This is a genomic window from Pontibacter litorisediminis, from assembly GCF_029360645.1.
In the GTDB taxonomy this organism is placed as follows: Bacteria; Bacteroidota; Bacteroidia; order Cytophagales; family Hymenobacteraceae; genus Pontibacter; species Pontibacter litorisediminis.
Genome location: NZ_JARDUA010000001.1, coordinates 1444223 through 1468833, shown reverse-complemented (window position 1 = coordinate 1468833; position 24611 = coordinate 1444223). Strand labels below are relative to the sequence as shown.

General features: G+C 54.1%; 21 protein-coding genes. 14 read left to right on the top strand and 7 right to left on the bottom strand.

Going from position 1 to position 24611, the window contains the following annotated elements:
- Positions 1–169: 169 nt before the first annotated feature.
- From PXG97_RS06160 to PXG97_RS06130, 7 genes are all read left to right on the top strand, one after another.
- On the top strand, positions 170–1348 hold the full coding sequence (locus PXG97_RS06160) for an RNA-guided endonuclease TnpB family protein (RefSeq protein WP_276496840.1): 1179 nt from the start codon (positions 170–172) through the stop codon (positions 1346–1348).
- Positions 1349–1390: 42 nt separating this feature from the next.
- Positions 1391–3304: a DNA primase gene (gene dnaG / locus PXG97_RS06155; protein WP_276496839.1), complete on the top strand. Its 1914-nt coding sequence runs from the start codon at positions 1391–1393 to the stop codon at positions 3302–3304.
- A gap of 772 nt (positions 3305–4076) precedes the next feature.
- Complete coding sequence (locus PXG97_RS06150) at positions 4077–5324, top strand: bifunctional 3,4-dihydroxy-2-butanone-4-phosphate synthase/GTP cyclohydrolase II (RefSeq protein ID WP_276496838.1); 1248 nt, start codon at positions 4077–4079, stop codon at positions 5322–5324.
- A gap of 202 nt (positions 5325–5526) precedes the next feature.
- Positions 5527–6213 carry a hypothetical protein gene (locus PXG97_RS06145; RefSeq protein ID WP_276496837.1) on the top strand — a complete coding sequence of 229 codons (687 nt, stop codon included), beginning with the start codon at positions 5527–5529 and terminating at the stop codon, positions 6211–6213.
- Between the two features lie 145 nt (positions 6214–6358).
- Positions 6359–7003, top strand: a complete 645-nt coding sequence (locus PXG97_RS06140) for an HAD family hydrolase (RefSeq protein ID WP_276496836.1) — start codon at positions 6359–6361, stop codon at positions 7001–7003.
- A gap of 1 nt (position 7004) precedes the next feature.
- Positions 7005–7589, top strand: coding sequence for a DUF3267 domain-containing protein (locus tag PXG97_RS06135; protein ID WP_276496835.1), 585 nt, complete (start codon positions 7005–7007; stop codon positions 7587–7589).
- Positions 7590–7827: 238 nt separating this feature from the next.
- Positions 7828–9312: a S10 family peptidase gene (locus tag PXG97_RS06130; protein WP_276496834.1), complete on the top strand. Its 1485-nt coding sequence runs from the start codon at positions 7828–7830 to the stop codon at positions 9310–9312.
- A gap of 119 nt (positions 9313–9431) precedes the next feature.
- Here the strand turns inward: PXG97_RS06130 and PXG97_RS06125 are convergent, their stop codons facing one another.
- Positions 9432–10907 (bottom strand): PQQ-dependent sugar dehydrogenase, encoded by a 1476-nt coding sequence (locus PXG97_RS06125; protein ID WP_276496833.1) that lies wholly within the window; start codon positions 10905–10907, stop codon positions 9432–9434.
- Positions 10908–11026: 119 nt separating this feature from the next.
- Positions 11027–11542 carry a cupin domain-containing protein gene (locus PXG97_RS06120; RefSeq protein ID WP_276496832.1) on the bottom strand — a complete coding sequence of 172 codons (516 nt, stop codon included), beginning with the start codon at positions 11540–11542 and terminating at the stop codon, positions 11027–11029.
- Positions 11543–11616: 74 nt separating this feature from the next.
- Between PXG97_RS06120 and PXG97_RS06115 the strand changes: the two genes are divergently transcribed.
- From PXG97_RS06115 to PXG97_RS06095, 5 genes are all read left to right on the top strand, one after another.
- A complete protein-coding gene (locus PXG97_RS06115; protein ID WP_276496831.1) occupies positions 11617–12702 on the top strand; it encodes a Gfo/Idh/MocA family protein in 1086 nt (361 codons plus the stop codon).
- A gap of 79 nt (positions 12703–12781) precedes the next feature.
- Positions 12782–13837: a Gfo/Idh/MocA family protein gene (locus tag PXG97_RS06110; protein ID WP_276496830.1), complete on the top strand. Its 1056-nt coding sequence runs from the start codon at positions 12782–12784 to the stop codon at positions 13835–13837.
- A 62-nt stretch (positions 13838–13899) separates the two neighbouring features.
- Positions 13900–14313, top strand: coding sequence for a Dabb family protein (locus PXG97_RS06105; protein ID WP_276496829.1), 414 nt, complete (start codon positions 13900–13902; stop codon positions 14311–14313).
- Between the two features lie 780 nt (positions 14314–15093).
- The gene (locus PXG97_RS06100; RefSeq protein WP_276496828.1) at positions 15094–16410 is read left to right on the top strand and encodes a hypothetical protein; all 1317 of its coding nucleotides are present in this window, start codon (positions 15094–15096) and stop codon (positions 16408–16410) included.
- A 149-nt stretch (positions 16411–16559) separates the two neighbouring features.
- The gene (locus PXG97_RS06095; protein WP_276496827.1) at positions 16560–17036 is read left to right on the top strand and encodes a Dps family protein; all 477 of its coding nucleotides are present in this window, start codon (positions 16560–16562) and stop codon (positions 17034–17036) included.
- A gap of 295 nt (positions 17037–17331) precedes the next feature.
- Here PXG97_RS06095 and PXG97_RS06090 read toward each other — a convergent pair whose 3' ends face one another.
- Positions 17332–18606, bottom strand: a complete 1275-nt coding sequence (locus PXG97_RS06090) for a hypothetical protein (protein WP_276496826.1) — start codon at positions 18604–18606, stop codon at positions 17332–17334.
- 182 nt (positions 18607–18788) lie between these two features.
- Here PXG97_RS06090 and PXG97_RS06085 point away from each other — a divergent pair, with 182 nt between their 5' ends.
- Positions 18789–19577: a PhzF family phenazine biosynthesis protein gene (locus PXG97_RS06085; protein WP_276496825.1), complete on the top strand. Its 789-nt coding sequence runs from the start codon at positions 18789–18791 to the stop codon at positions 19575–19577.
- A 66-nt stretch (positions 19578–19643) separates the two neighbouring features.
- Here PXG97_RS06085 and PXG97_RS06080 read toward each other — a convergent pair whose 3' ends face one another.
- From PXG97_RS06080 to PXG97_RS06065, 4 genes are all read right to left on the bottom strand, one after another.
- Positions 19644–20264 (bottom strand): NAD(P)H-dependent oxidoreductase, encoded by a 621-nt coding sequence (locus PXG97_RS06080; protein ID WP_338088598.1) that lies wholly within the window; start codon positions 20262–20264, stop codon positions 19644–19646.
- A gap of 204 nt (positions 20265–20468) precedes the next feature.
- Positions 20469–22226 carry a M14 family metallopeptidase gene (locus PXG97_RS06075; protein WP_276496823.1) on the bottom strand — a complete coding sequence of 586 codons (1758 nt, stop codon included), beginning with the start codon at positions 22224–22226 and terminating at the stop codon, positions 20469–20471.
- Positions 22227–22458: 232 nt separating this feature from the next.
- A complete protein-coding gene (locus tag PXG97_RS06070) occupies positions 22459–22908 on the bottom strand; it encodes a DoxX family protein (RefSeq protein WP_276496822.1) in 450 nt (149 codons plus the stop codon).
- 40 nt (positions 22909–22948) lie between these two features.
- Positions 22949–23566, bottom strand: coding sequence for a mechanosensitive ion channel protein MscS (locus PXG97_RS06065; RefSeq protein ID WP_276496821.1), 618 nt, complete (start codon positions 23564–23566; stop codon positions 22949–22951).
- 121 nt (positions 23567–23687) lie between these two features.
- On the opposite strand from PXG97_RS06065, the gene surE reads away from it, so the two are divergent.
- Positions 23688–24464 carry a 5'/3'-nucleotidase SurE gene (gene surE / locus PXG97_RS06060; protein WP_276496820.1) on the top strand — a complete coding sequence of 259 codons (777 nt, stop codon included), beginning with the start codon at positions 23688–23690 and terminating at the stop codon, positions 24462–24464.
- The last annotated feature ends 147 nt before the right edge of the window (positions 24465–24611 follow it).

The following is a 24611-nucleotide window of genomic DNA, read 5'->3' as shown; positions in this document are numbered from 1 at the left end:
CAGGGGAAGCTTGGAAATCTTAGTAAAATAAATCCTAAGCCTCTCTAAGAGGTATAGGATTAGGTGCTTGGGGTGAGCTGATGTTTGGCTGAGCTTCCCCCAAGACGAGGAAAATGTAATATTCTAATCATGTGCTGTTCAAGGATAATGTCATATCTTTGTCTTACAAATGCTTAAAGCCTTCAAATACCGCTTAGTTCCGACTGCTGAGCAAGTCATTTTGCTAAACAAGCATTTTGGCTGCACCAGGTTTGTTTTTAATTGGGCATTGGCGGAGAAGATAAAGGTGTACCAGACTATAGGCAAATCACTCACTCGCTTCGACCTGAGTGCGAGGCTGACTGTCAAGAAGGCAGAGCATGAATGGTTGAAGGAGGTCAATAGTCAATCGCTACAGGCAGTATTAAAACACCTCGATTCTGCCTACACTCGTTTTTTACGTGAAAAGAAGGGGTTCCCACGCTTTAAGAAGAAGCAGAACAGGCAGTCATTTGAGTGTCCGCAGAACGTCTGGATTGATGACGATACGGGGCTAATCAAATTACCAAAAATAGGGAAGGTTAGAGCAATCTTATCTAGGAAGCTGAAGGGTTCTGTGAGAACAGTCACTGTATCTAAGACACCGACAGGTAAGTTCTTTGTATCAGTGGTGGCTGAAACACACACAGCCGCTCCTAAGTATGAGGCTCCTGACCCGGCGAAGGCAATTGGAATAGATGTAGGAATTAAACATTTTGCCACCCTGTCCACAGGGGAGAAGATAGCCAACCCTAAATTCCTTAGTAAGTGTCTGCAAAAACTAAGGAACCTGCAGTACCGCCACAGTAAGAAAAAGAAAGGCGGCAGCAACCGCAACAAATCGCGGCTGAAAGTGGCGAGGCTGTATGAAAAGGTTAGCAACCAGCGAAATGACTTCTTGCACAAAGTGTCAACACGCATTGTCCGAGAAAACCAATCGGTGTGTGTGGAGAACCTAAACATCATCGGAATGGTGAGAAACCATAAGTTGGCACAAGCTGTTTCTGATGTGAGTTGGGGTAGATTCGTAGAGATGTTGAAATATAAGTGCGAGTGGCAGGGTAAAAGATTGCTGCAGATCGGTATGTTTGAGCCATCCTCGAGGCTTTGCACTTGTGGTACACGTAACAGCAACCTAACGCTGAAGGATAGGGTGTGGTTGTGTGGAGTGTGTGGAGCTGTACACGAGAGAGATACGCTGGCTGCAAACAACATCGTCCGCTTCGCTTTTCAAAAACAGAATAAAATAGGGTGGGACACATCCGAATTAACGCTTGGGGAGACTGTGGCTGTAGCTACGTCTGAGAACCAAGAATCCCATTCTCTTTAGAGGAGGGAGTGTCAACTTTGTCATCCCCTAATACTTTTGCCCATGTCCCTCATCCCAAAAGAAATAGTTGACCAGGTTATTGCCCAGGCCGATATTACGGAGGTAGTAGGCGATTTTGTGTCGCTCAAGAAGAAGGGGCAGAACATGTGGGCCTGCTGTCCGTTTCACCACGAGAAGTCCCCGTCTTTTTCTGTATCACCAGCAAAGGGTATTTATAAATGCTTTGGCTGCGGCAAGGCCGGTAACTCGGTGCAGTTCATCATGGATGTGGAGGGCACCAGTTTTCCGGAGGCGATCAAGTACCTGGCCAAAAAGTACAGCATTGAGATACCCGAGGAGCAGCACGACCCGGAGTATGCCCGGGAGCAGAGCGAGCGCGACAGCCTGTTCATCGTGTCTGACTTTGCCGCCAAGCACTTCCAGCAGCGGCTGCAGGGGCATGAGCAGGGGGCAATCGGCCAATCCTACCTGAAGCAACGGGGGCTGAGCGCCAGCACCATCAAGAAGTTTGAACTAGGATATAGCCTAGATGAGTGGACGGACCTGACGGATACCGGATTAAAAGCCGGTTATAAGCAGCAGTACCTGGAGGCAACGGGCCTCACAATCGTAAAGGAGGAGGGCAAGAAGTACGACCGCTTCCGGGGCCGCGTGATGTTCCCGATCCACAACGTGTCGGGGCGCGTGGTAGGCTTTGGCGCCCGTACCCTCAAGTCCAACGACAAGAAAAGCCCGAAATACCTTAACTCCCCGGAGTCTGACATTTACCACAAGAGCCATGTGCTGTACGGTTTGTTCCAGGCGAAGCAGGCCATGCGCATGCAGGACATGTGCTACATGGTGGAGGGTTACCTGGATGTGCTCTCGCTGCACCAGGGCGGTATCGAGAACGTGGTGGCTTCCTCAGGAACCTCGCTTACCGAAGGGCAGATCAAGCTAATCTCGCGCTATACACAAAACATCACCGTGCTTTACGACGGCGATGCGGCAGGTATAAAAGCCTCTTTGCGTGGTATCGACCTGATCCTGGAGCTAGGCCTGAACGTGAACGTGGTGACCTTTCCGGAAGGGGAGGACCCGGATTCATACATCCACAAGGTTGGGGATTCTGCCTTTAAAACATACCTGAAGGAGCATTCACAGGACTTTATCTCCTTTAAAACAAGCCTTTTTGCCAAGGAGGCTGCCGGCAACCCGGTAAAGAAAGCCGAGGCGATTAAAGAAGTAGTGGCCTCCATATCCAAGATACCGGATGCCATCAAACGGACGGTGTTCTTCCGCAGCTGCAGCCTGATTTTCGATATTGATGAGCAGGTGCTGATATCGGAGTATAACAAGATGCACCTGCAGGGGCGGCAGCAACAGCACAAAACCGGCAGCCCGGAGCCCGACTACATGCCGCCGATGCCGGAAGAGGAGGAGGAAAAGCCTGCCTCTGATGCCGATGTACTGCAGCGCTACGAGCGGGAGATCGTGCGGATGCTGCTCAATTACCCAGACCGCCTGCTGGAGGACGGCCTCACCACCTGCCAGTACATGCTGGAGCAGCTGGAGGACATCGATTTCCGTACGCCATTGTACAAGCGCTTTGTAGAGCTGGTAACCGAGAAGCTGAACCAGGGCGTGGTGCCCGTGGCGGATGATTTCATCAACTACCCCGACGAGGCGATCCGTACAGAAGCCATTCACCTGCTCTCAGACCCTTATGAGTTGAGCCCGAACTGGGCTACGCACCAGATCTTTGTTCCCCATGAAACAGACCTGCTGCCCTACGGAACAGAGCGTGCCGTGCTGCGCCTGAAGTTCGTGTACCTGAAACTGATGATCGACGAGGAGGCACTCAAGCTGAAGATCGTGACCGATCCGCAGGAGCAGGTAAACCGTCTGGTGGCCGTCATGAACCTGAAAAAGCTTCACAAGCAGATCGGGGACCTGCTCGGGATCGTGGTGTTTTAGCGGCCCCAGGCCCAACCACCCCTACCCCTCCTTGGCTAAGGAGGGGAGCCTGCTTATACTTTGGCTGAAGCATTAGTTTCATAGCTGCTAGGGTAGCATCAGCAGAAGCATGAACCCACCCCACCCAGGAGGGGAATTGCTCATGTTGTAGAAGATCCACTAATCCACGTTCTGCAATAATAGTTCAACCACCCCTATCCCTCAGAGCTACGCTCGCTACCTTCGAACTCGCCTTCTCGGTAGTCCAAGGAGGGGAGCTCGGCTCAAGCTCCGTCAGCGGTGGCTATCGAACCAGATCCCAGTCCTTGGGTTGAGCGCCTTGTGAGATCCGGTGCCCGAAGGGCAGCGCCCTGGCGCAGGAGGGAACACAGCGCGATGCCCTTATCGAGGGCCCCTACCCCCAGGACGAGCCCTCTCGGGCTGGAGAGCACCAAAGCCGGAAATGAAACGAATAGGTTATAAAGCCGTGGATCAGTTGCAGCTAACAAGAGTAGCTTGCCTCCAGTTGCTAAGAGCAGCGGCTATGAAAGTATAGCAGAAGTAGGTACAAAACGGTACAAGCTGCAAGCCCGTGCCAGCGGAGAAAAGCCAGTGTTTCCACCTCACCCCAAACCACATTAACCTTAAATCTTACCCTTCATCAACTAATCTCACTCCAAAACTGTTATGCAATAAATAACGGCATTGCGGTATAAACTTTCTATTTTTGTACCGCTTTACAAAAGATCAACGGCCTTGCTGCTTTGGGCAGTGCGGGCATAAAGTAGAATATATGGAAACCAATACAACTGGTGATATCAGGCCTTTGGACAGCATTGAGGCTGCCATTGAAGATATACGCCAAGGCAAGGTGGTAATCGTAGTGGACGACGACGACCGCGAAAACGAGGGTGACTTTGTTTGCGCGGCCGAGAAGATCACCCCGGAGATAGTGAACTTTATGGCGACCCATGGGCGTGGACTGATTTGCGCGCCGCTTACCGAGGAGCGCTGCGATGAGCTGGGGCTAGAATTGATGGTTGGCCGCAACACTGCGCTGCACGCCACGCCGTTCACCGTGTCGGTAGACCTGATCGGACATGGCTGCACCACGGGCATCTCGGCATCCGACCGTGCCAAAACTATACAGGCGCTGGTAGATCCAAACACCGATCCGGAGTCTCTGGGTAAACCAGGCCATATTTTCCCGCTGAAGGCCAAGAAAGAAGGCGTACTGCGCCGAGCCGGCCATACAGAAGCCTCTGTGGACTTAGCTCGCCTGGCGGGCCTTGCCCCTGCGGGTGTGCTGGTGGAGATCATGAACGAAGACGGTACCATGGCCCGCCTGCCCGACCTGGTAAAGGTGGCCGAGCGGTTCGACCTAAAGCTGATCTCGATAAAGGACCTGATTGCCTACCGCCTCAAAAAGGAAAGCCTGATTGACCGGGAAATCGTGGTGCAGATGCCAACCGATTATGGTGTGTTTGACCTGTATGCCTTTACACAGCGCAGCAACGGTGCCAAGCACCTGGCCCTGGTAAAAGGCTCTTGGGAGGAAGGTGAGCCAGTATTAGTTCGTGTGCATTCCTCCTGCGTTACCGGCGATATCTTTGGTTCCTGCCGTTGCGACTGCGGGCCGCAGTTGCATGAGGCCATGCGCATGGTAGAACGTGAAGGCAAGGGCGTGATTGTATATATGAACCAGGAGGGACGTGGGATTGGCCTGCTGAACAAGCTGAAGGCTTACAAGTTGCAGGAGCAGGGGCTGGATACCGTAGAGGCAAACCTGGAGCTGGGCTTCGGCATGGATGAGCGCGACTATGGTGTGGGAGCGCAAATCCTCCGCGACCTGGGCGTTACCAAAATGCGCCTGATCTCGAATAACCCACGCAAGCGCACCGGCTTGATGGGCTATGGACTGGAAGTGGTGGAGCGCGTGCCGATAGAGGTGATACCCAACGAGCACAACCAGAAGTACCTGACCACTAAACGCGATAAGCTGGGCCACGAGATACTCAAGAACATGACGGTCAACAAGTAAAGGCCGCAAAACCATACTTTTAAAACCTGCACAGGCTGCCTGTGCAGGTTTTTTAGTTTTAGGGTAGTTTAGGTAAGGCAACCAGGCAACTTTTCTTTCAGAAAATCATACAAAATGTATAACGTGTTGTTACTGAGTATGTAGAGGCAACGGAGAGCTTGGTTTATTGTGTCATATTCAACTGAAACTACTACCTGAAACTATGAAAAACAAAATTTTATCTAATACCTACCTATACTTTGGGAGCCTGCTGTTTTGCCTATTGTCGGTGGAGGCGTTTGCGCAGTATCGGCCAGAGATAGACATACAGGAATGGCCCTCAGGCAAAGTTGTACTTACTTCTGGGGATACCATTTATGGGCCCATAACTTTTTACAGGACAAAGGAAGTGGTTAGCGTTCTAAATGACGACGGGACCAAAAGCACCTTCTCCCCAGTAAATGTACAATATTTTATAGGCCAGGAAGAGCCGAGCGGCAGGCCCTATACTTTTCGGTCGCTGATGTGGAACCTTGGCCGCGACTACTCAGATTTTAAAAAACCCACCTTCTTCGAGCAGCTCAACCAGGGGCACTTCACTTTGATGATGCGGGAGGAGTATGTGCGGAAGAATACATCCCGCTCCAACCTGCTGTATGCGCACAATGCCATATATGATTCACAGTATTATGTGCCGGGCAGCGAGTGGGCAGACCAGATAAAGGGCCTCTATTACATTTTACTGCCTGATGGCCAGGTAATAACGCTCCGAAACGCAAGGAAAGACCTGTACCGGCTGTTTGGAAATAAATCCAGGCAGGTAAGGAAGTATGTAAGGGAGAAGCACCTAAGCTATGAAAAGCCGCACCAGATGATGGCGATCGTTAACTATTATAACTCGCTGAAATAGTGCCTCCCGCTAAGTATAAGCAAAAGGCGGAGCAACGGGGCGTAAAGCGGATGTATCAAAGCAAGAAGTAGGCATCATATGCTGGTAGCGTGCGCATTTCCCTGGTAAAACGCGTACCTTTGCCCTGGTACTTACAATACTCAATATGCCAAACACCCAATACGATGGGCTCATCTTCGACCTGGACGGCACCCTCTGGGACTCTACCCAAACCATTGCCGAAGCCTGGAATGCAGCCGCTGCCCAGTTCGATTTTGTAGACTTAACCCTTAGCCAAGAAGATATCCGCAACATTGCCGGCATGCCTTACGATGCCATCTACCAAAAGCTCTTCCCGAACCTGAATTTAGAGCAGCGCCAGCAGCTGCAGCAAACGGCGGCCAAGTTGGAACTGGAGTACCTGCAGGAGAAAGGCGGTGAGCTATACCCGGCGCTACGGGAAACACTGGAACAACTGCAGGCCAAGTATAAACTGTTCATTGTGAGCAACTGCCAGAGCGGTTACATCGAAACCTTTCTGCAGTACTTCGACCTGCAGCCATACTTTACCGACATTGCCTGTTACGGCGATAAAAGCCTGCCGAAAAGCGAGAACATCCGGGCGGTAGTGCAGCGCAACCAGCTACAGCGCCCCGTGTACATTGGCGATACACAAGGCGACTACAGCGCCAGCGTGCAGGCAGATGTGCCTTTTATACTTGCCCAATACGGCTTTGGCGAGGTGCAGGCGGAGGTGGAGCAGATTGCGCAGTTCAGCGATCTGCAGAAACTGGCAAACCATAGCCAATAGCATGCTGGAAGAGCCGTATGAGAAAACAGAGCTAACGCTTACGGCAGCCGAGGCCAACGTGAAGGCGCTGGTGTTCATGCTGCCTATCCTGGTACTGTACATAGTGCCGTACGTGCTGCTGTGGCCCGGGCGGTTCAGTTATGGGGCTGTAGAAGGCTTCGTGCGGGAGCAGGGCGTACAGGTGCTGTTTTACCCTTTCCTGATGCTGCTGGTGTTCGTGCTGGGGGCGGTGGTGCACGAGCTGCTACACGGCCTTACCTGGGCCGTGTTTTGCCGGCATGGGGTAAAGTCTATAAAGTATGGCGTGCACTGGCGCTACCTGACGCCTTACTGCCACTGCCAGGAAGTGTTGCCGCTGCGCCCTTACGTGTTAGGCGGCATAATGCCGGGCTTGGTAATGGGTCTGCTACCAGCGGTGGCGGGAATGGCCACAGGCAATCTCCTGCTCTTCCTGTTTGGGCTTTTTTTCTCCATTGCCGCCTCCGGCGATTTGCTGGTGCTCTGGATGCTGCGCCATGCCAAACCCTCTGACTTCGTGCAAGACCATCCCGAAAAGATCGGCTGCTATGTGTTCAGCAGAAGGTAGTACTCATTATTAGTTATCAATTGTTCGTTTTACGTTATTTGTTACTCGTAATCGATTACTCATGTACGTCCGTCTCTGACAGATAAAGTTAGCTCACAAACTCTTTAACTCTTTAACTCCCCAACTCTCTATCTCTCCATCTTTCCACCTCCTCTATCTAATTTTCCCTATATTGTAGGCTCTTCCTGGGCTGCATGAGCAAGTGCGGCTAATTTTGAATCTATAGTATAAACTGACAATGAGAAAGCTTTTGGCACTGGCCCTTTTGCTGGCCGTACTAGTGCTTCCGGCGGCGGCACAACGCGCCATCAACCCAGATTCTACGGTTACCTCCAAACACCACGTTACCATTAAAGGGCAGCGGGTACCCTACACTGCCACCACGGGCACCCAACCTGTGTGGGATGAGAACGGCAAAACCATAGCCGGCTTGTTTTATACGTACTATGAGCGCTCGGATGTGAAAAGTCGTGATGCACGCCCATTGGTGATTTCCTTTAATGGCGGTCCGGGATCTGCTTCGGTGTGGATGCACATTGCCTATACTGGTCCGCGTTTGCTCAATATTGACGAGGAGGGGTATCCGGTGCAGCCTTACGGCTTCCGCGAAAACCCGGAGTCTATCTTGGACGTGGCCGACATTGTGTTTGTCAACCCGGTGAACACCGGCTTTTCGCGCATGGCAGAGGGCGTGGAGAAAGACAAGCTGAAAGAGAAGTTCTTTGGCGTGAATGCCGACGTGAAGTACCTGGGCGAGTGGATCAATACCTTTGTGTCGCGCAAGGGCCGCTGGGCATCCCCGAAGTACCTGATTGGCGAGAGCTACGGCACCACCCGCGTAGCCGGGCTGGCGCACGAACTGCAGAACTCGCAGTGGATGTACCTGAACGGCGTGATTCTGGTGTCGCCGACGGAACTGGGCATTGAGCGCAACGGCCCTGTGGATGCGGCGCTGCGCTTGCCTTACTTTGCCGCCACCGCCTGGTACCACAACAAGTTGCCCCAAGACCTGCAGCAGCGCGACCTGACGGACATGCTACCGGAGGTGGAGGAGTTCACCATCAACGAGCTGATCCCGGCCCTTAGCAGAGGCGGTTTCCTGGAGGAGGCGCAAAAGAAGCAGATTGCCGCCAAAATGGCCCGCTATGCCGGCATCTCGGAGCAGAGTGTACTGCAGCATAACCTGGACGTGCCGACCAACTTTTTCTGGAAGGAGCTGCTCCGCGACCAGGGCTATACCGTCGGCCGCCTCGACTCCCGCTACAAAGGAATCGACCGCCAGGATGCCGGCGCCCGTCCGGACTTCAATGCAGAGCTTACCTCCTGGCTCCACGCCTTTACCCCGGCCATAAACATGTACCTGCGCGACGAGCTGAAGTATAAGACGGATGTGAAGTATAACATGTTCGGGCCGGTGCACCCCTGGAATAACGACAACAACAGGACAGGCGAGAATTTACGCCAGGCCATGGCCCAGAACCCGTACCTGCACGTGATGTTCCAGGCGGGATACTACGATGGGGCCACCGATTACTTCAATGCCAAGTACAGCATGTGGCAGCTAGACCCAAGTGGCCGCCTGAAGGACCGCCTGAGCTACAAAGGCTACCGCAGCGGGCACATGATGTACCTCCGCAAGGAAGACCTGGTAAAAGCCAACGAGGATATCCGCGAGTTTATCCGCAACTCCTTACCGAAAAAGGGGCAGCCGGCTATGTACTAAAACAGCGCTACCAGCTGCAGCATATAAGTATAGGCACTTAGCTCGTTTTAAAATAAAAGAAAGCCGCAGGCAATTTGAGTTGCCTGCGGCTTTCTGGTTTTTACCGGAGCAAGTATAAATTACTCCACCGGCATCAGCCTGTATATTGTGCCGGGCGTTTCTACGGCTACGTACAGGAAGCCGTCCGGTCCCATTTTCACGTCGCGCACGCGGCCAATGTTCTTTAGTAGTTTCTCTTCCCCGAGTATCTTCTCTCCGTCCATTTCCAGGCGGCTCAAAAACTGGAAGCGCAGCGACCCCACCATCAGGTCGCCTGCCCAATTCTTGTAACGGCTGCCGGTAACGAAGGCCATACCCGACGGGCCAATGGATGGTACCCAGTAGTGCAGCGGCTGCTCCATGCCTTCTTTCTTCGTTAGCTCGGTCAGCACGGTGCCGTTGTAGTTGATGCCATAGGATATAACCGGCCAGCCATAATTTTTGCCTTTCTCTGCGACGTTCACCTCGTCGCCGCCACGTGGGCCATGCTCGTGCGTCCAGATCTCCCCGGTTTGCGGATGGCGCGCCATGCCCTGAATGTTGCGGTGGCCGTAGGAGAAGGTACTCGCCACAGCGCCCTGCCGGTTCACGAAGGGATTGTCCGAAGGAATGCTGCCGTCGTCCTTAACGCGGTGCACTTTGCCCGCGTGGCGTGCCAGGTCCTGTGGGTTTTCGTCGTGGTTGCCGCGGTCGCCTACCGAAATGTATAGATAGCCATCCTTGTCGAACTCCAGCCTGGAACCGTAGTGGTGGCGGGTTTTGCTGTAAGGCAGCGCCTCAAAAATCACCTGTTGCTCCGAAAGCTTAGTGCCGTTCAACTTGGCGCGCATCACGGCGGTAGTGGAGAGGGTGCTGCCGCCTTCCTCTTTAACGGCAGAGTAGGAGAGGTAAATGATGTTGTTTTGGGCAAAATCCGGGTGCAGCTCTACATCCAGCAAGCCGCCCTGGCCCTGTGCCAGCACCTGGGGCGAGCCTTCTACTTTTTGCAGTTTCTGCTCCTTGGAGTGGCGGTAGAGGGTGCCCGACCGGTCTGTGATCAGCATGTCGCCACCAGGCAGGAAAGCCATCCCCCATGGCACATCCAGGCCGGTTACCACCGTGTCGAGGCGGAACTGCTGCTGCTCTGACTGCTGCACAGCCGCCACCGTTTTCTCTTCGCCAAAATCGTAGGCTTTGATCTCTTTGATGCCCTGCTGGATGTAGGCCACCAGTTCCTTTATCTGCTCGTCGGTGAAAGTCTCGGCAAAAGCAGGCATGCCTTCGTCCGGATAGCCGTGCTTGATGGCCTTGAACAGGTCCTCGTCGGCGCTGCCGTGCTTCCATTTGCGGTCGGCGAAGGCCTCCAACTCCTCGCCGTGGCAGCCGGAGCAGTAGCTGATGTAGGCGGCTTTGGCACCGTTTAAATCGGCCTCTGGGGCAGCAGCGGCCTGCGTGGCAGAGCCGAGGGCGGCTGTTGCGGCACTGGTGGAGGTGGTGGGTGAGGAAGTGCTGTTGCAGCTGCCAAGGCCAAGGGTAGATGCGGCCAGTAAGGCGTACAGGGAAGGTGCGTTTTTCATGCTTTTTGCTTTGCGCATAGGTAAACCAAGTATAGTTTCTGGCAAATATAGTTATCCTGTCGGTTTCCTGGCAGGGGCTGATGGGAGAGCAAGAGGGCAAGCGGGCAGGTGCTTGCAGGTCAACCCTGCTTCCAGTGCTGCAGCAGCGGGCCGTCTTGTCCAAAGACGGGGTCGGCGGCAGGTAGTGCCACCTGTGCTATATTCTTTTTCTTCTCCTCCGGATCGTCTTTTTCAGTGCAGATGTCATAGTCTTCCTGACCGGCAGGGTAGGCGCCCACCACCTTAAAACCCGAAGCAGAGGATTTCAGGCAATGGCCTGTGCCGGCGGGCAACACCAGCATGTCGCCGGCGCTTACTTCTAGCTCTTCGCCGCCGGGCCCGCCCAGTAGAAGTACAGCCGAGCCAGCCGCCACGCCCAGCACCTCGTGCGCCTTGCTGTGGTAGTGGTGGTAGCCAAACACGCCATTTACCCAACTGCCGCGCCAGTTGTGTTGCCTGAAGGCCTCTTTAAACCGGCTCACCAGATCATCCTTCTCCGAAAACACCTGCGCATATACCAGCAAGGGCAACTGCGGGTTGTTGGGGATGTTGCCGTGGGGCTGCAGGTGGAAGGGGATTGTTGTTTGTTTCGCCATAATTCCTATATTTATACGTAACAATTACGTTGTCAGCCCTGAAGGATTAAACAAACGATAAAACATTTATACTTATGCCTCACGGAACAACGCCCTTGCGCACACTGGTAGTAGGCTGTGGTAACATGGGCGCCTCGCATGCGCTGGCTTACCATGCTCTGGATGGTTTTGAGATCTGCGGCCTGGTTTCTACCGGCGCCAGTAAGGAAGCCCTGAATGAGCAGCTTGGCGGCGGTTGTCCTTTGTTCAGCGACTATGAGGAAGCCTTACACGAAACCCGCCCGGATGCAGTCTGCATCTCCACCTACCCCGATACCCATGAAGCCTATGCCATTACAGCCCTGGAGCAAGGATGCCATGTGTTTGTAGAGAAACCGCTGGCTGACACCGTGGCGGGTGCTGAGCGGGTTGTAGAAGCTGCCCGGCGCGCAAACAAAAAAGTGGTGGTGGGTTATATCCTGCGGCACCATCCTTCCTGGGAGCGTTTTATCTCCCTTAGCCAGGAGTTGGGAAAACCGCTGGTGATGCGCATGAACCTGAACCAGCAAAGCCACGGCCGCATGTGGGACGTGTACCGCAACCTGATGAAGAGCCTGAGCCCGATTGTAGACTGCGGCGTGCACTACATCGACGTGATGTGCCAGATGACGCGCTCCAAGCCGGTGCAGGTGAGCGCCATCGGCGCACGGCTTACCGACGACATCCCGGAGGACAACTACAACTATGGCCAATTGCAGATCCGGTTCGAAGACGGCTCGGTGGGCTGGTATGAGGCCGGCTGGGGACCGATGATGAGCGAAACCGCCTTTTTCATCAAAGATGTGATCGGGCCAAAAGGTTGTGTGTCGATAGTAGCGAGAGACGCAGGCGGCGCCGGCAAGTCGGACTCGGTGGCGGCACATACCCAGACCGAGGCGTTGCGCTTTCACCATGCCGACCTGGACAAGCATAACCAGTTTCTGAAAGAGGACTCCTGGATCAACCTGGAGGACGAGCCGGACCACCAGGAGCTCTGCAACCGGGAGCAACGCTATTTCCTCAAAGCCATACAGGAAAACCTGGACCTGGCAGAGCACCTGGAGGATGCGGTGAACAGCCTGCGCATCGCCTTTGCCTGCGACGAGTCGGTACGGACAGGGCAGGTGGTGCGGCTAAGCTAATTGTATACTTATATAAATGCCCCACTCAAACCCCTAAGCAGGAGAAGTGGCTCTGATTCATACTTGGAAAAAGTTGCCTATGCACGCATCTACAGACCGTCGTACGTTCCTTAAAACAGCTACCGTTGCCGGTATCGGGCTTGGCCTCTTTGGCAGCGCATTTGCTGCACTCGCCCAGAACAAGCCTGCCAAGGAAATCAAAGTAGGCATAATCGGCCTGGACACCGAGCACAGCGTCAAGTTCACCGAAATCTTCCACGACCCGAAGGCTGCAGCCGATGTAGCCGGTTTTAAAGTAGTGGCCGCCTACCCGTATGGCAGCCGCGACATCGAGTTCAGTGTGAATACCATACCCGGAGCCACGGAGAAAATGCGCAGCATGGGGGTGGAGATCGTGGACTCCATCAAGGCGCTGCTGCGCAAAGTGGATGTGGTGCTGCTGGAAACAAATGACGGACGCCTGCACCTGGAGCAGGCCCTGCCGGTGCTGAAGGCGGGCAAACCGGTGTTTATCGATAAGCCCATCGCCGCCTCCCTGGCCGATGCAGTCGCCATTTTTCAGGCGGCGGAAAAGTATAGAGTGCCTGTCTTCTCGGCTTCCTCCTTAAGGTACATGGACAGCGCGCAGCAGATCCGGAACGGAAAGATCGGAAAAGTACTGGGGGCCGATGCGTATAGCCCGGCGGTTATCGAAAAAACGCACCCTGATTTGTTCTGGTATGGCGTACATGGCGTGGAGGCACTTTTCACGGTGCTGGGAACCGGGTGCAAGAGCGTGCAACGTACCTACACCGAAGGGGCCGACGTGGTCGTGGGGGTGTGGGAGGACGGCAGGCTTGGGACCTTCAGGGGCCTGCGTGCCGGTGCGCACGATTTTGGCGGAACCGCCTTCGGGGAGAAGGGAGTTGCCACTTTCGGACCTTGGGAGGGGTACCGCCCGCTGGTAGTGCAGATTGCCGAGTTTTTCCGTACAGGCAAAGCACCCATTAGCCCGGAGGAAACGCTTGAGATTTTTGCCTTTATGGAGGCCGCAGACGAGAGCAAAGCCCAGGGAGGAGCTACAGTGAGCCTGGAGAGCGTGATGCAGAAGGCCCGTGCCGCAGCCGATAAGCAACTAGGCGCTTTGAAAGGGTAAATTCATGGTTTTAGAAGTACTTTATACCAGTCCTAAAATTTAGCTATACATACTTTAACACGATGAAAAAACTATCCAGAAGATCCTTTCTCGGAAACACGACCTTTCTTTCCTTTACCGGTGCGCTGGGCCTGATGCCCCTGTTTGCCAGTGCTCAGAAAAAGCCCAAAAACAACTTTGTGCATCATGTATACTTCTGGCTTCACAACCCCGGCTCCGAAGCAGACAAAGCCAAACTGATCGAGGGGCTGAACACACTGAAGGCCATCAAGGAGATACGGCTGGCTAAGATAGGCGTGCCGGCCAGCACCAACCGCGATGTGATTGAGCGGGGCTACGCCGTGTCATGGCTGCTATTTTTCGATAACCTGGAGCAGCAGGAAGTCTACCAGAAACACCCCGTTCACCTGCAGTTCGTGGAGAACTACTCGCACCTGTGGTCGAAGGTGATCGTGTATGACTCGGTGGATGTGTAGAGACCATACCAGCGCTCCACCTTTATAAAGGGTTCCTACCCTAAAACGGGGGTTGGGGTTTCCCATTACCAGGCCCAACCACCCCTGCCCCTTATAGCTACGCTCGCTACCTTCGGACTCTCGTTCTCTGTAGTTCAAGGAGGAGAGCTCTGTTCAAGCTCCGTCAGCTCTGGCTATCGAACTGTTTCCCAGTCTTTGGGTGGGGGTAGGGGCCCTCGAAAAAGAGCGCCTATGCGAGTTTTTCCGGTACCGAGCGAGAGCGAGGGCAGGAAAAGCTCCCAGCGCGATGCCCTTATTGAGGGCCCCTACCCCCAAGACGAGCCCGCTCGGGCTGGAGAGTAGAAAGTATTCTATGCAACAAGCTGGTGGTAAAGCTGTTGATGAACGGTAGCTAGCAAAGATAGCTTGGTTCCAGTTGCAGGAAGCTATGGCTAATAGCGGCACAAGCGGGCGCCTGCGCCAGAGAAAGTATAAAGTATAAACAGGTTTAAAGCATGGCTTTTCAAGCTACTAAGTTCACAAATCCGAGATAGTAGAAGGTCACGAGTTGCAAACCCGCGGCAGCGGAGGGAGATATTGCGATCGTAAGTATAAAGGATAATGTTAAAGTCAAAGTTTGGCTTCCCAAGCAAGTTGAGTCACAAACCCGGCACCCTCTGGCCTTGTCTGAAGTCTTGGCCATATGGTGCCAGAGTATGAGCATTAGTAAATTATAACCTCCCACTTCCTTGCAAAATCTTATCTTGCTACCTTAACCATACCCATACCAAACCACCCTCTATGAAAAAAGCACTGTTGCTCCTGCTGGCCGTAGCCTGCTGGGCCTGCACCTCCACCCAAACAGAAACCGAAACCGCCGAAGTGGCCACCATGGATCAACTGGCTGAGCGCTATGTGAAAACGCTGCTCCGGCTGGGCCAGTACGACAGCGATGTGGTGGATGCTTACTACGGCCCGGAGGAATGGAAACCTACGGAAGCAGCGGCAGATTCGCTCCCGGCCGAAGCGTTCTTAAAAGAGTTCAGGGCGATTCAGGAGCAGCTGCAGGCGCAGGACACCACCAGCTTGCCTGCAGACGAGCAGCGCCGCCTGGCTATGTTCAAAAAGCAGATGCTGGCCGCCATCACCAAAGTAGAGATAATGCAAGGTAAAAAGTATGGCTTTGATGAAGAGGCCAAACTGTTTTACGATGCCGAACCGCCGCACTACGAGCTGGCCTACTTCGACTCTATCCTTACCGAGATTGACCGCGAGCTGCCGGGCAAGGGAAGTATAACTGAGCGCTGGGATGCCTACCGCGCCAAATTTGAGATACCGAAAGCCAAACTGGACACCGTGTTCAAAGCCGCCATTGCCGAGGCCCGCAGCCGCACCAAAGCGCACTATGACCTGCCGGAGCGGGAGAACTTTAAACTGGACTTCGTGACGGACAAAGCCTGGTCGGGCTACAACTACTACCAGGGCAAAGGCTATAGCCTCATCCAGATCAACACTGACTTTCCGATCTACATCGAGCGCGCCATCGACCTGGCATCGCACGAAGGCTACCCCGGCCACCACGTGTTTAACGTGCTGCTGGAGCAGAACCTGGTGGATAAGAAAGGCTGGAAGGAGTACTCTATTTACCCGCTCTTCAGCCCGCAAAGCTTAATTGCCGAGGGCAGCGCGAACTACGGCATTGAGGTGGCCTTTCCGGCAGAGGAGCGCCTGCAGTTTGAGAAAGAGGTACTGTTCCCGCTAGCCGGCCTGAACCCGGCAGAGGCCGACCGTTACTACAGCATCCTTGCCAAAATAGGGCAACTGGATTTTGCCGGAAACGAGGCGGCCAGGCATTATCTGAACGGCGAGATCAGCAGAGAAGAGGCTGCCGACCTGCTCGTAAAGTATAACCTCTACCAAAAAGACCGCGCTCTGCAGCGTACCCGCTTCATGGACAAGTACCGCAGCTACGTGATCAACTATAACCTGGGCAAAGAACTGGTGCGCCACTACATAGAGCGCAACGGCGGCACCGACGATAACCCGGAGAAGCGCTGGGAGCTGTTCGCAGAGCTGCTCTCCAACCCTTACACCGCCTCCATGCTGAAACAGAAATAATAACCTTCTGCCAGTGCCATAGTCGTATACAAAAGCAGTAGCCCACGTAGGTAATAGAACTGCCAATGACATTGGTCATTGGCAGGAAGGGGAGATCTTCTCATCTTCCTGCATCAACAAAGTGTATCAACTATAAAGCAAGACAGACTATGGCAAATAAGAATCTGATAGGCATAGATGCCGATAAAGCGCAACAACTGGCAGGTAAACTGAATAAGCTGCTGGCGAACTACCAGCTGTTCTACATCAATGCGCGGGGCTTCCACTGGAATATCTCGGGCAACAAGTTCTTTGAGCTGCACGCCAAGTTCGAGGAACTGTACAACGATGCTATCGTGAAGGTGGACGAGATCGCCGAGCGCATCCTGACGCTGGGCCACACGCCTTTCCACTCCTTCTCGGCATACCTTGACAACGCTTCCATCAAGGAGGTGGCGAACGTGTCGGATGGCAACCAGGCGGTGCAGGAGGTGCTCAATGGCTTCAGCGTGCTGCTTGAGTCGGAGCGCGAGCTGCTGGCGTTGTCTGGCGATGCTAATGACGAAGGCACCAACGCCCTGATGAGCGACTACATCCGGGAGCAGGAAAAGCTGGTGTGGATGTACTCGGCTTACCTGAAAGATTAAGCTTTCGCTTATGCTTTAGCGGAAACAGGCAAGCCACTCCATTGCGGGGTGGCTTACTTGTTTTATACTGGAAGGAATTGATAACAGGATCTATCTTGAGAAAAAGGAGTTTAACAAAGCCTGCCGAGAGAATGGAAGAGTAGACTTGCTATTTGGCGATGATGAATATGCCAATATCGTTGAGGGTGCTTATGAAGAGTAGCTCCCCCAACAAAGTTGTACAAACCATACTTCGGCTGAAGACCTCGCCCGTTTCATACACAAGGACGCTAACTTAAAACAATCTCCTGCCGCCCTAGCTGTGCCAATTACCCATATGCTCGGCGTGCGTTTTCAGGTAAGCCCCCTCTTTGTAGAAGGTGTCGTAAAACGCCAGGTCGAGGTGGTGGGCCTGCAGGTAAGTGATGACAAAAATAGAGGGCACTGTGCCCGGGAATTTGCCAAACGTGTCGTAGATGTACTGCGCCTGCAGCGCCACACAATCCCTAAATTCTTCAGAATGCACTTCTGCCGCATTTCGCACTATTTCTGATTGCTTCCAGGGGCCGGGAGTGCCGGCGCTAAAAGGGCCGCCCTGGCCAAACTTCCGGTCGCAAACAGCCTCCACGGCTGCGCGCATGTTGGGGTAGTGCGGTGGGCAATAACCCTCCATCACGCCCTGCAGGCCTGTGGGGTTAGGGTAGGGCCATCGCTCGTCGGTGTCATACCTGAACCCAAGTCCTGGTACGGCAGGGTTACTGCTAGCCCCGAGCATGCTGAAAGGGTCGATGCCGTTAAACATCCAGCCGCCCAGCCCCATGGCCTGCAGCATCAGGGCGCCGGCGTAGCAGCTTGTGCTCAACTCTGCCGTCAGCTCCGCCATCGACCACTGCTCCAGAAACGTGATCGGCCACACATTTTTCGGATCGGCCAAACGGCTATACTTCTCTATGCCGGGTATAGCCCGTTTATGGATGTCGTCGGTGAGAAACAGGCCATTCTGCAGCATATAGCAAATGGCCAGCAGTACGTGCTGCGATAAGTCTCCTACAGGTATCACCAGCAGGGTGCCCGGCTTGTTGACCACCCAGGTGTTGTGCGCCTCCACATAAGGCACCTCACAAGGCAAGCCTACACGGCCATCCTTCAACTTCCTTACCTGTCCCTTTAGTGCGTTTACCACGTCTCCAAGCTCCAGATGGCCTTCGGCATCTCGTTCGGCAGCGGCGGGCGCATCCCGGTTGTCAAGCACGTACACGCCTTCGTCGTCGGTAAAGAAGGTCATGCTGGTATGGAAGCCGGCCGCGGAGGGGAAAGTGCGGCCCCCGGCGGCCCCGGCGTAGTTGGACAGGTGTGGGGCATAGCGCTCGGCTCTGTAGATCATGTGGTGCCAGCTGGTGTTTCCGGCGCAGGTAGCCACTACCAGTAGCTTTTCCAGCTCCGACAGCGGCATGGGCGCTTGTTTAGATTGATAGGCGAAAACACCATCCGGAATCTCGGCCCCCATAAAAAAGCGGCGCGAGCGGCGGCCTAGCAGTGCCTCCACCAGCCCGAAATCCATCATCTGTCCAAAACCCTTCGGTAACTCCATCCTGCTGCTTTTATTCTTTAGTTTTACCTTGCAATCTTGTCAATCGTTGAGCCGCTGGCTAAGTATACAACCAGCTGCAACTAAGTTTTCGACATACTTTCCGCTGCCCGCGGCGGCACGGGTGCTTATCTTTTTGCTACCTTAGCAGTAGAAAAAGATCACTTTTAAAACCCGAGATCAGCTTGAAGAAAATACCATTATACCAGATCGATGCCTTTACAGACAAGGTGTTTGGCGGAAACCCTGCAGCCGTGTGCGTGCTGGATGCCTGGCTGCCCAACGAAACGATGCAGCAGATAGCCGCTGAGAACAACCTGGCTGAAACCGCTTTTGTCGTGCCGAAAGGGGAGGAGTATGAGATCACCTGGTTTACGCCCACGGTGGAGGTTGCTTTGTGCGGCCACGCCACCTTAGCTGCGGCTTACGTGCTGTTTACCTACGCTGGCCACACGTCGGAGGTGATCCGATTCCAGTCGCGCCGCAGCGGTTTACTAACCGTTACGAAGCAAGGTGATGCCTTAACGCTAGACTTCCCGGCAGATGTGCTGGAGCCCGCCGAGACTCCGGAGGCATTGATCACGGCGCTTGGCAAAACCCCGCAGGAAACCTATAAAGGGAAGACCGATTACCTGCTCGTTTATACTTCTCAGGCCGATGTGGAGGGTTTTGATCCGGACATTGCGCTGCTTAACACGGTGTCGGCCAGAGGCGTTATCGTTTCTGCCCCGGGGCAGGAGGTGGACTTCGTGTCCCGCTTTTTCTGCCCGCAGGTAGGTATCCCCGAAGACCCCGTTACCGGCTCTGCCCACACCACGCTGACGCCTTACTGGAGCGAAAGGCTGGGCAAGAAAAGGCTGCAGGCCCGGCAGCTCTCCAAGCGGCAGGGCGCGTTGCATTGTGAGTTTCTGGGTGACAGGGTGAAGATAACCGGCAAGGCAGTGACGTACCTGAAGGGAGAGATAGAAGTATAAGTTTGCTTAAAAAACAGAAAAGGCCACCTCAGCGGTGGCCTTTTCTGTTTCTAAATATAGTGCGTGTTATACTTCGTCCAGCGCTACGAAAAGCTGCTCCTTGTCGCGGCGCACTTTCTTGGCTGTGGCCAAGAAGTCGGCCTCAGCATGGCGGAAGCCGAGCGGAAGCAGGGTTACGCTGCGCAGGCCTTTCTCTTTCAGGTTAAGCAACTCGTCCAGGGCGGCCGGGTCAAAGCCTTCCATCGGAGTGGCGTCCACTCCTTGCTCGGCAGCAGCGGCCAGGGCAGTACCCAGGGCAATGTAGGTCTGGCGGGCAGCCCACTCATACTTCTGCTCCTGCGTGCGGCTTACCACGCCATTCATCAGGCTGGCTTTAAAGTCAGCCAGCGACTCTACAGGAATGCCACGTACTTCGGCAATGTTTTGCATATACTCGTCTACCTGTGCCTCGGTCACGTCGTTCCAGGCCGCGAAAATCAACAGGTGCGATGCCTCCACGATCTGCGGCTGGTTGTAGGCCACTTTCTGGATCTGCTGGCGCAGCTCCGGGTTTTCCACTACCAGAATTGTATAAGGCTGCAAGCCCATGGAAGAAGCCGAAAGGCGGGTAGCTTCCAGTATATAGTCAACTTTTTCTTGTGGCACGCGCTCTCCCGTCATGCGTTTGGTTGCGTAGCGCCAGTTCAAATGCTGTAAAAGACTCATTAGAGTGATATTTGTTTTGATAAATAATGTATGTACATGCAAATTTAACTCCAAAACATGTAAACCTCTGCATAAGTTTCCGATTTTTTCTGGCTGCCGGGGCTTTGGGTTTATACTTCTGCTTTGGCTGAAACGCAAGAAGCCATCCCTCAGGGTGGCTTCTATACTTGATACTTGGCTTATACTTTACAGCGGCAGCTTTACGTCCTGCATCAGGCGGCCTACCGGGTACAGCTGGTGCGTGTACTCATAGTGCGGCGTGTTTCGGTACACAAAGTCGAGCTGGGCACGGGCGTTTTTGGCTAACTCCGGGTCCTGCTTTTTGCGTGCCTCCAGTTTTTGGCGCAACTCTGGGTTCTGCTTCAGGTACTGGGCCGCCAGGTCCTCAAACACATAGCTGGAGAAGTACTCCTTCTGCATCAGGATCGAGTCGAAGAAGTTCCAGTTGAAGTAGGAGTCCACGGCCTGCGGCTCCAGCACCTCCACCAAAAAGCGGTTGGCCTCCTGGTTAAGGTACACCACGTAATCGCCCTTAAAGAACTGGCGCGGCATACGCTTCGTCTCCACCTGTACATCGGAGTGCAGGTAATGGCCCTCGTAGGGGCGTTGCCCTGTTTTATAGTCGGTGATGTAGTAGGTGTCGAGGGTTAGGGTGGTATCGCGCTTTAGCTGTTGCATTTGTACCTTGTTCAGTTTCAGTCGCTCAATCACCTCGTGCCAGGCCTGTGGGATGATGTAGGCAACAGGCTTCTCAACGGTCACCGCCGGCACAAACTCATCGTAGTAATCGATCTTCTTGCTGTAAGGCGACTTGCGATCGTAGTACAGGCGCTCGAGTCCGCTTACCTCGCTTGGTTTATACTTTGCCTCATAGCCCAGGAAAGGAATCTGCGTTACCTTGGTGGTGTCCAGCCTCCAGTTGAGCGGGAACTTCTGCTGCGTGAGCGTCTGCTGCTTGGCCTGCTGGCGCAGTTTGCCTATCTCGTCGGCATCGCGGTGCACCGTCTCGATCATGTTCTCCATCAGCTTGTAAGTGGCTTGCACGCGCTGGTTAAAGGGTTTAAGCATGTGCGTTTCGGGTACAAAGCCGATGGTGTTGTAGAGGGTAGTATAGCCTGTAGCGTAGCGCGGCGACTCCATAAAGCCGATGATGCCCTTGTCCGGCGTCTCGTCCACGGTGTTCATGTACGGCACCATCGGAAACTTGTCCTGCTTCATGCCATCATACAGCGTCGGCACCATTTTGCCCTTCAGGTACTTGGCCAGCGCAGGGCTGAGTTTGTTGTGCTGCGTGGCGATGAGCGTCATCACGTGCTGGTAATCGGCCCCGTTGGAGGTATGGTTGTCCATGAACACGTCGGGGTCCCACTCCCGGAAAATCTGGTGGAATGTCTGGGCGTTGCGCGAGTCGGTTTTGATGTAATCGCGGTTCAGGTCCAGGTTACGGGCGTTGCCCCGAAAGCCATACTCCTCGGGCCCGTTCTGGTTGGTGCGGGTGTGGCTGTTGCGGTTCAGGGCACCGCCGATGTTGTACACCGGGATAATGGCCAGCACCACGTTATCCAGTTGCTTGCGCAGTTTCTTGTTCTGCAGGTAATCGCGGGCCAGCATCATGGTGGCGTCAATGCCCTCCGGCTCGCCCGGGTGAATGCCGTTCTGGATCAGCAGCACCCGCTTGTTTTTTTGTTTGATAGAGGCAGGGTCAAAATCCTTATCCGTGGAGACGATAACCAGGTGCAGCGGGCGGCCCGCATCAGTAGTGCCGTAGGGCACCATCTTTACTTCCTCATAGGCCTCGTCGAGCTTCTGGTACCACTGTATCGCCTCGTCGTAGGTGGCGGTTTGGTTGCCGTTGCCCTGCTCGTAGGGCGTTTGCAGTTTGGGCTTGTCTTTATCGGGCGCGCCGGTACTAAGCAGCGCAGCAAGTAGTAAAGTGGTTAGCATGGTTCAGTTAACAGGAAAGATCAAGAAGCAATGATAAGGATTTCTGCGGAGTTAGGCAGTTAGAAGGCTAAAAAGTTGTAGAGAAGCAGCTTTTTGAATATCTCCGAAGGTGCATCGGCCTCACTGCATCTGGCAGATTGGTGAGTATCCTAAAGATAGGAGGGCATCAAAAAAGACGCAATGGTTTGTTGCGTCTTTGAAGTATAGCAGCATCTCTTGCGGTGCCGAAGGCTTAAGCGAAGTACTTTCGGCTGCGGGCCTTGTCTTTGTGCAGGAACTTATGGTCGAGGCTATAATTGCCAGGGCCAATAAAAAGCAGCGATGCAAAAAGAATGGCCGCCTCCAGGGAGTGGGAATAGCCCCCGAAACCATCGCCGCCGGCTACGTGGCGGATGGTGGCTACAATCATCGTGATCAGCAGCAGTACAACGGCAGGCCGGAAAAGCAGGCCCAGCAGCAGCAGTGCCCCGCCAACTACCTCGGCAAACGCCGCCATAAATCCCCAGAACACAGGAGCGAAGCCGATTCCCAGGAGCCCCATGTTTTGGCCTATCGCTTCCCAGCGCTCGGCGCCGCCAGCCATTTTAGGCCAGCCGTGGAGTATGAACATAACGCCGATGCCCACCCGGAGCAGCAGCAGACCGAAGTTCTTGGACTTGTAGCCAGAGCGAAGTATAGCCATGACAGCAAGTATAGGAATTTACCCTGAACATAGCAACTTACTAATATACTAAGATTTTCCGGATGAGCAGATTAGCGGGTACGGTGGCGGCGTTTACGCTGGAAAGCTGGTCTTTAGGCAAGGTGCTGTGGTCAAGTATAAAGCTCATGCCGGCATCCGGGGCAAGGGCCACTAAATTGCCTTCCTCAAATGTTACCTTCCTGATTCGGTAAGCCTGCTGCAGCTCGCTGTACTTAGAGCCCACGCTGATGTCTTTTGCCGTCTTGAAATCAGGGCTGAGCACGCTGATGCGCCACACCTTGCATGCCTCCTCGCACTGCTGCTCCACCAGCAGGCCCTTGGCCTGACCTTCCGGCTTTAGCAGGTATGCGGTGCTTTGCGTGCCTTCCTGCCGCAGGGTGGTGTCTGTTAGGTGGAGGCCGTCGTTTACCTGCTCCTGCAGTTGCGCTATGGGCATGCCGATCTTCACCTCTCCCACGCGCTCCTTATCTATCACAAAGAGGATGGGGTCGGGGGCAGTGGGGGTTACCTCGGTGGCGTCCGGAAGCATGGTTTCTTCCGGGGCACCGGCAGCTTCTTCGTTCTGTTTATCCTGCTGCGAGAGACAAGCTGCCATGCCTGCCCCCAGCAGCACCGCGTATATGATATTCTTCAACATGGTGGCTCGTTCTCGGTGTTATTTAATTGTATAAACCTTGATGTGCAGCCGCAGGTTGTAGTATATTAGCATGAAATCGAAAATCGTTCTTTTTGTCACACATCAACTGTAAATAATTAAAATGGCTAAACCTTTAATCTTAGTTTCCAACGACGACGGTATAACGGCACCAGGCATCAGAACACTGGTGCGCGTGGCCATGAAAGTAGGGGAGGTAGTAGTAGTGGCCCCCGATTCGCCTCAGTCGGGTATGGGGCACGCCATTACCATTGGTAACACACTTCGCTTAGATAAATCCATTGCGCTGGAGGACCTGGGCGTGGAGGCTTACGAGTGCTCCGGCACCCCGGCTGACTGCGTGAAGCTGGCCAAGCACCACGTGCTGCGCGACCGCCAGCCTGACCTGGTGGTGAGCGGCATCAACCACGGCTCCAACTCCAGCATCAGCGTACTGTACTCCGGCACCATGTCGGCGGCCATCGAGGCGGCCATTGAGGGCTTGCCGGCCATCGGCTTCTCGCTCTGCGACTATGGCCACGGTGCGGATTTTTCGCACACCGAGGAGTTTGTGGAGACGATCATTCGCCAGGCGATCGAGCACGGCATCCCGGACAACACCGCCCTGAACGTAAACTTCCCGAAGAAAAGCGATGACCCGATCAAGGGCATCAAGGTATGCCGCCAGGCCCGCGCCAAGTGGCAGGAGGAGTTTGACGAGCGCCTGGACCCGCACAACCGCAAGTACTACTGGATGACGGGCAGCTTCGTGAACCACGACAAAGGTGAGGATACCGACGAATGGGCGCTGGTGAATAACTACATTTCCATCGTGCCTTGCCAGTTCGACATGACGGCCCACCACGCTATGGCGATCATCAATGAGGACTGGAATTTTTAGTCGTTAGTTACTGGTTGTTAGATTTTCTAACCTCCCAGCTCATACTTGACTTTAATAAAAGCCCTGCTGAGACAATTCAGTAGGGCTTTTATACTCGTAGAGTTTTTTACCTGGTGAGAAAGACACGGACTGTAAGTATAATACTGT

Bases quoted from the DNA above. Each gene is read 5' to 3' on its own strand.
- PXG97_RS06105 (WP_276496829.1), top strand. From the start codon at position 13,900: ATGAAAAAACTATCCAGAAGATCCTTTCTCGGAAACACGACCTTTCTT.
- PXG97_RS06130 (WP_276496834.1), top strand. From the start codon at position 7,828: ATGAGAAAGCTTTTGGCACTGGCCCTTTTGCTGGCCGTACTAGTGCTT.
- PXG97_RS06070 (WP_276496822.1), bottom strand. From the start codon at position 22,908: ATGGCTATACTTCGCTCTGGCTACAAGTCCAAGAACTTCGGTCTGCTG.
- PXG97_RS06120 (WP_276496832.1), bottom strand. From the start codon at position 11,542: ATGGCGAAACAAACAACAATCCCCTTCCACCTGCAGCCCCACGGCAAC.
- PXG97_RS06125 (WP_276496833.1), bottom strand. From the start codon at position 10,907: ATGAAAAACGCACCTTCCCTGTACGCCTTACTGGCCGCATCTACCCTT.
- surE (WP_276496820.1), top strand. From the start codon at position 23,688: ATGGCTAAACCTTTAATCTTAGTTTCCAACGACGACGGTATAACGGCA.
- PXG97_RS06090 (WP_276496826.1), bottom strand. From the start codon at position 18,606: ATGGAGTTACCGAAGGGTTTTGGACAGATGATGGATTTCGGGCTGGTG.
- PXG97_RS06160 (WP_276496840.1), top strand. From the start codon at position 170: ATGCTTAAAGCCTTCAAATACCGCTTAGTTCCGACTGCTGAGCAAGTC.
- PXG97_RS06110 (WP_276496830.1), top strand. From the start codon at position 12,782: ATGCACGCATCTACAGACCGTCGTACGTTCCTTAAAACAGCTACCGTT.
- PXG97_RS06075 (WP_276496823.1), bottom strand. From the start codon at position 22,226: ATGCTAACCACTTTACTACTTGCTGCGCTGCTTAGTACCGGCGCGCCC.
- PXG97_RS06065 (WP_276496821.1), bottom strand. From the start codon at position 23,566: ATGTTGAAGAATATCATATACGCGGTGCTGCTGGGGGCAGGCATGGCA.
- PXG97_RS06145 (WP_276496837.1), top strand. From the start codon at position 5,527: ATGAAAAACAAAATTTTATCTAATACCTACCTATACTTTGGGAGCCTG.
- dnaG (WP_276496839.1), top strand. From the start codon at position 1,391: ATGTCCCTCATCCCAAAAGAAATAGTTGACCAGGTTATTGCCCAGGCC.
- PXG97_RS06135 (WP_276496835.1), top strand. From the start codon at position 7,005: ATGCTGGAAGAGCCGTATGAGAAAACAGAGCTAACGCTTACGGCAGCC.
- PXG97_RS06115 (WP_276496831.1), top strand. From the start codon at position 11,617: ATGCCTCACGGAACAACGCCCTTGCGCACACTGGTAGTAGGCTGTGGT.
- PXG97_RS06095 (WP_276496827.1), top strand. From the start codon at position 16,560: ATGGCAAATAAGAATCTGATAGGCATAGATGCCGATAAAGCGCAACAA.
- PXG97_RS06140 (WP_276496836.1), top strand. From the start codon at position 6,359: ATGCCAAACACCCAATACGATGGGCTCATCTTCGACCTGGACGGCACC.
- PXG97_RS06100 (WP_276496828.1), top strand. From the start codon at position 15,094: ATGAAAAAAGCACTGTTGCTCCTGCTGGCCGTAGCCTGCTGGGCCTGC.
- PXG97_RS06150 (WP_276496838.1), top strand. From the start codon at position 4,077: ATGGAAACCAATACAACTGGTGATATCAGGCCTTTGGACAGCATTGAG.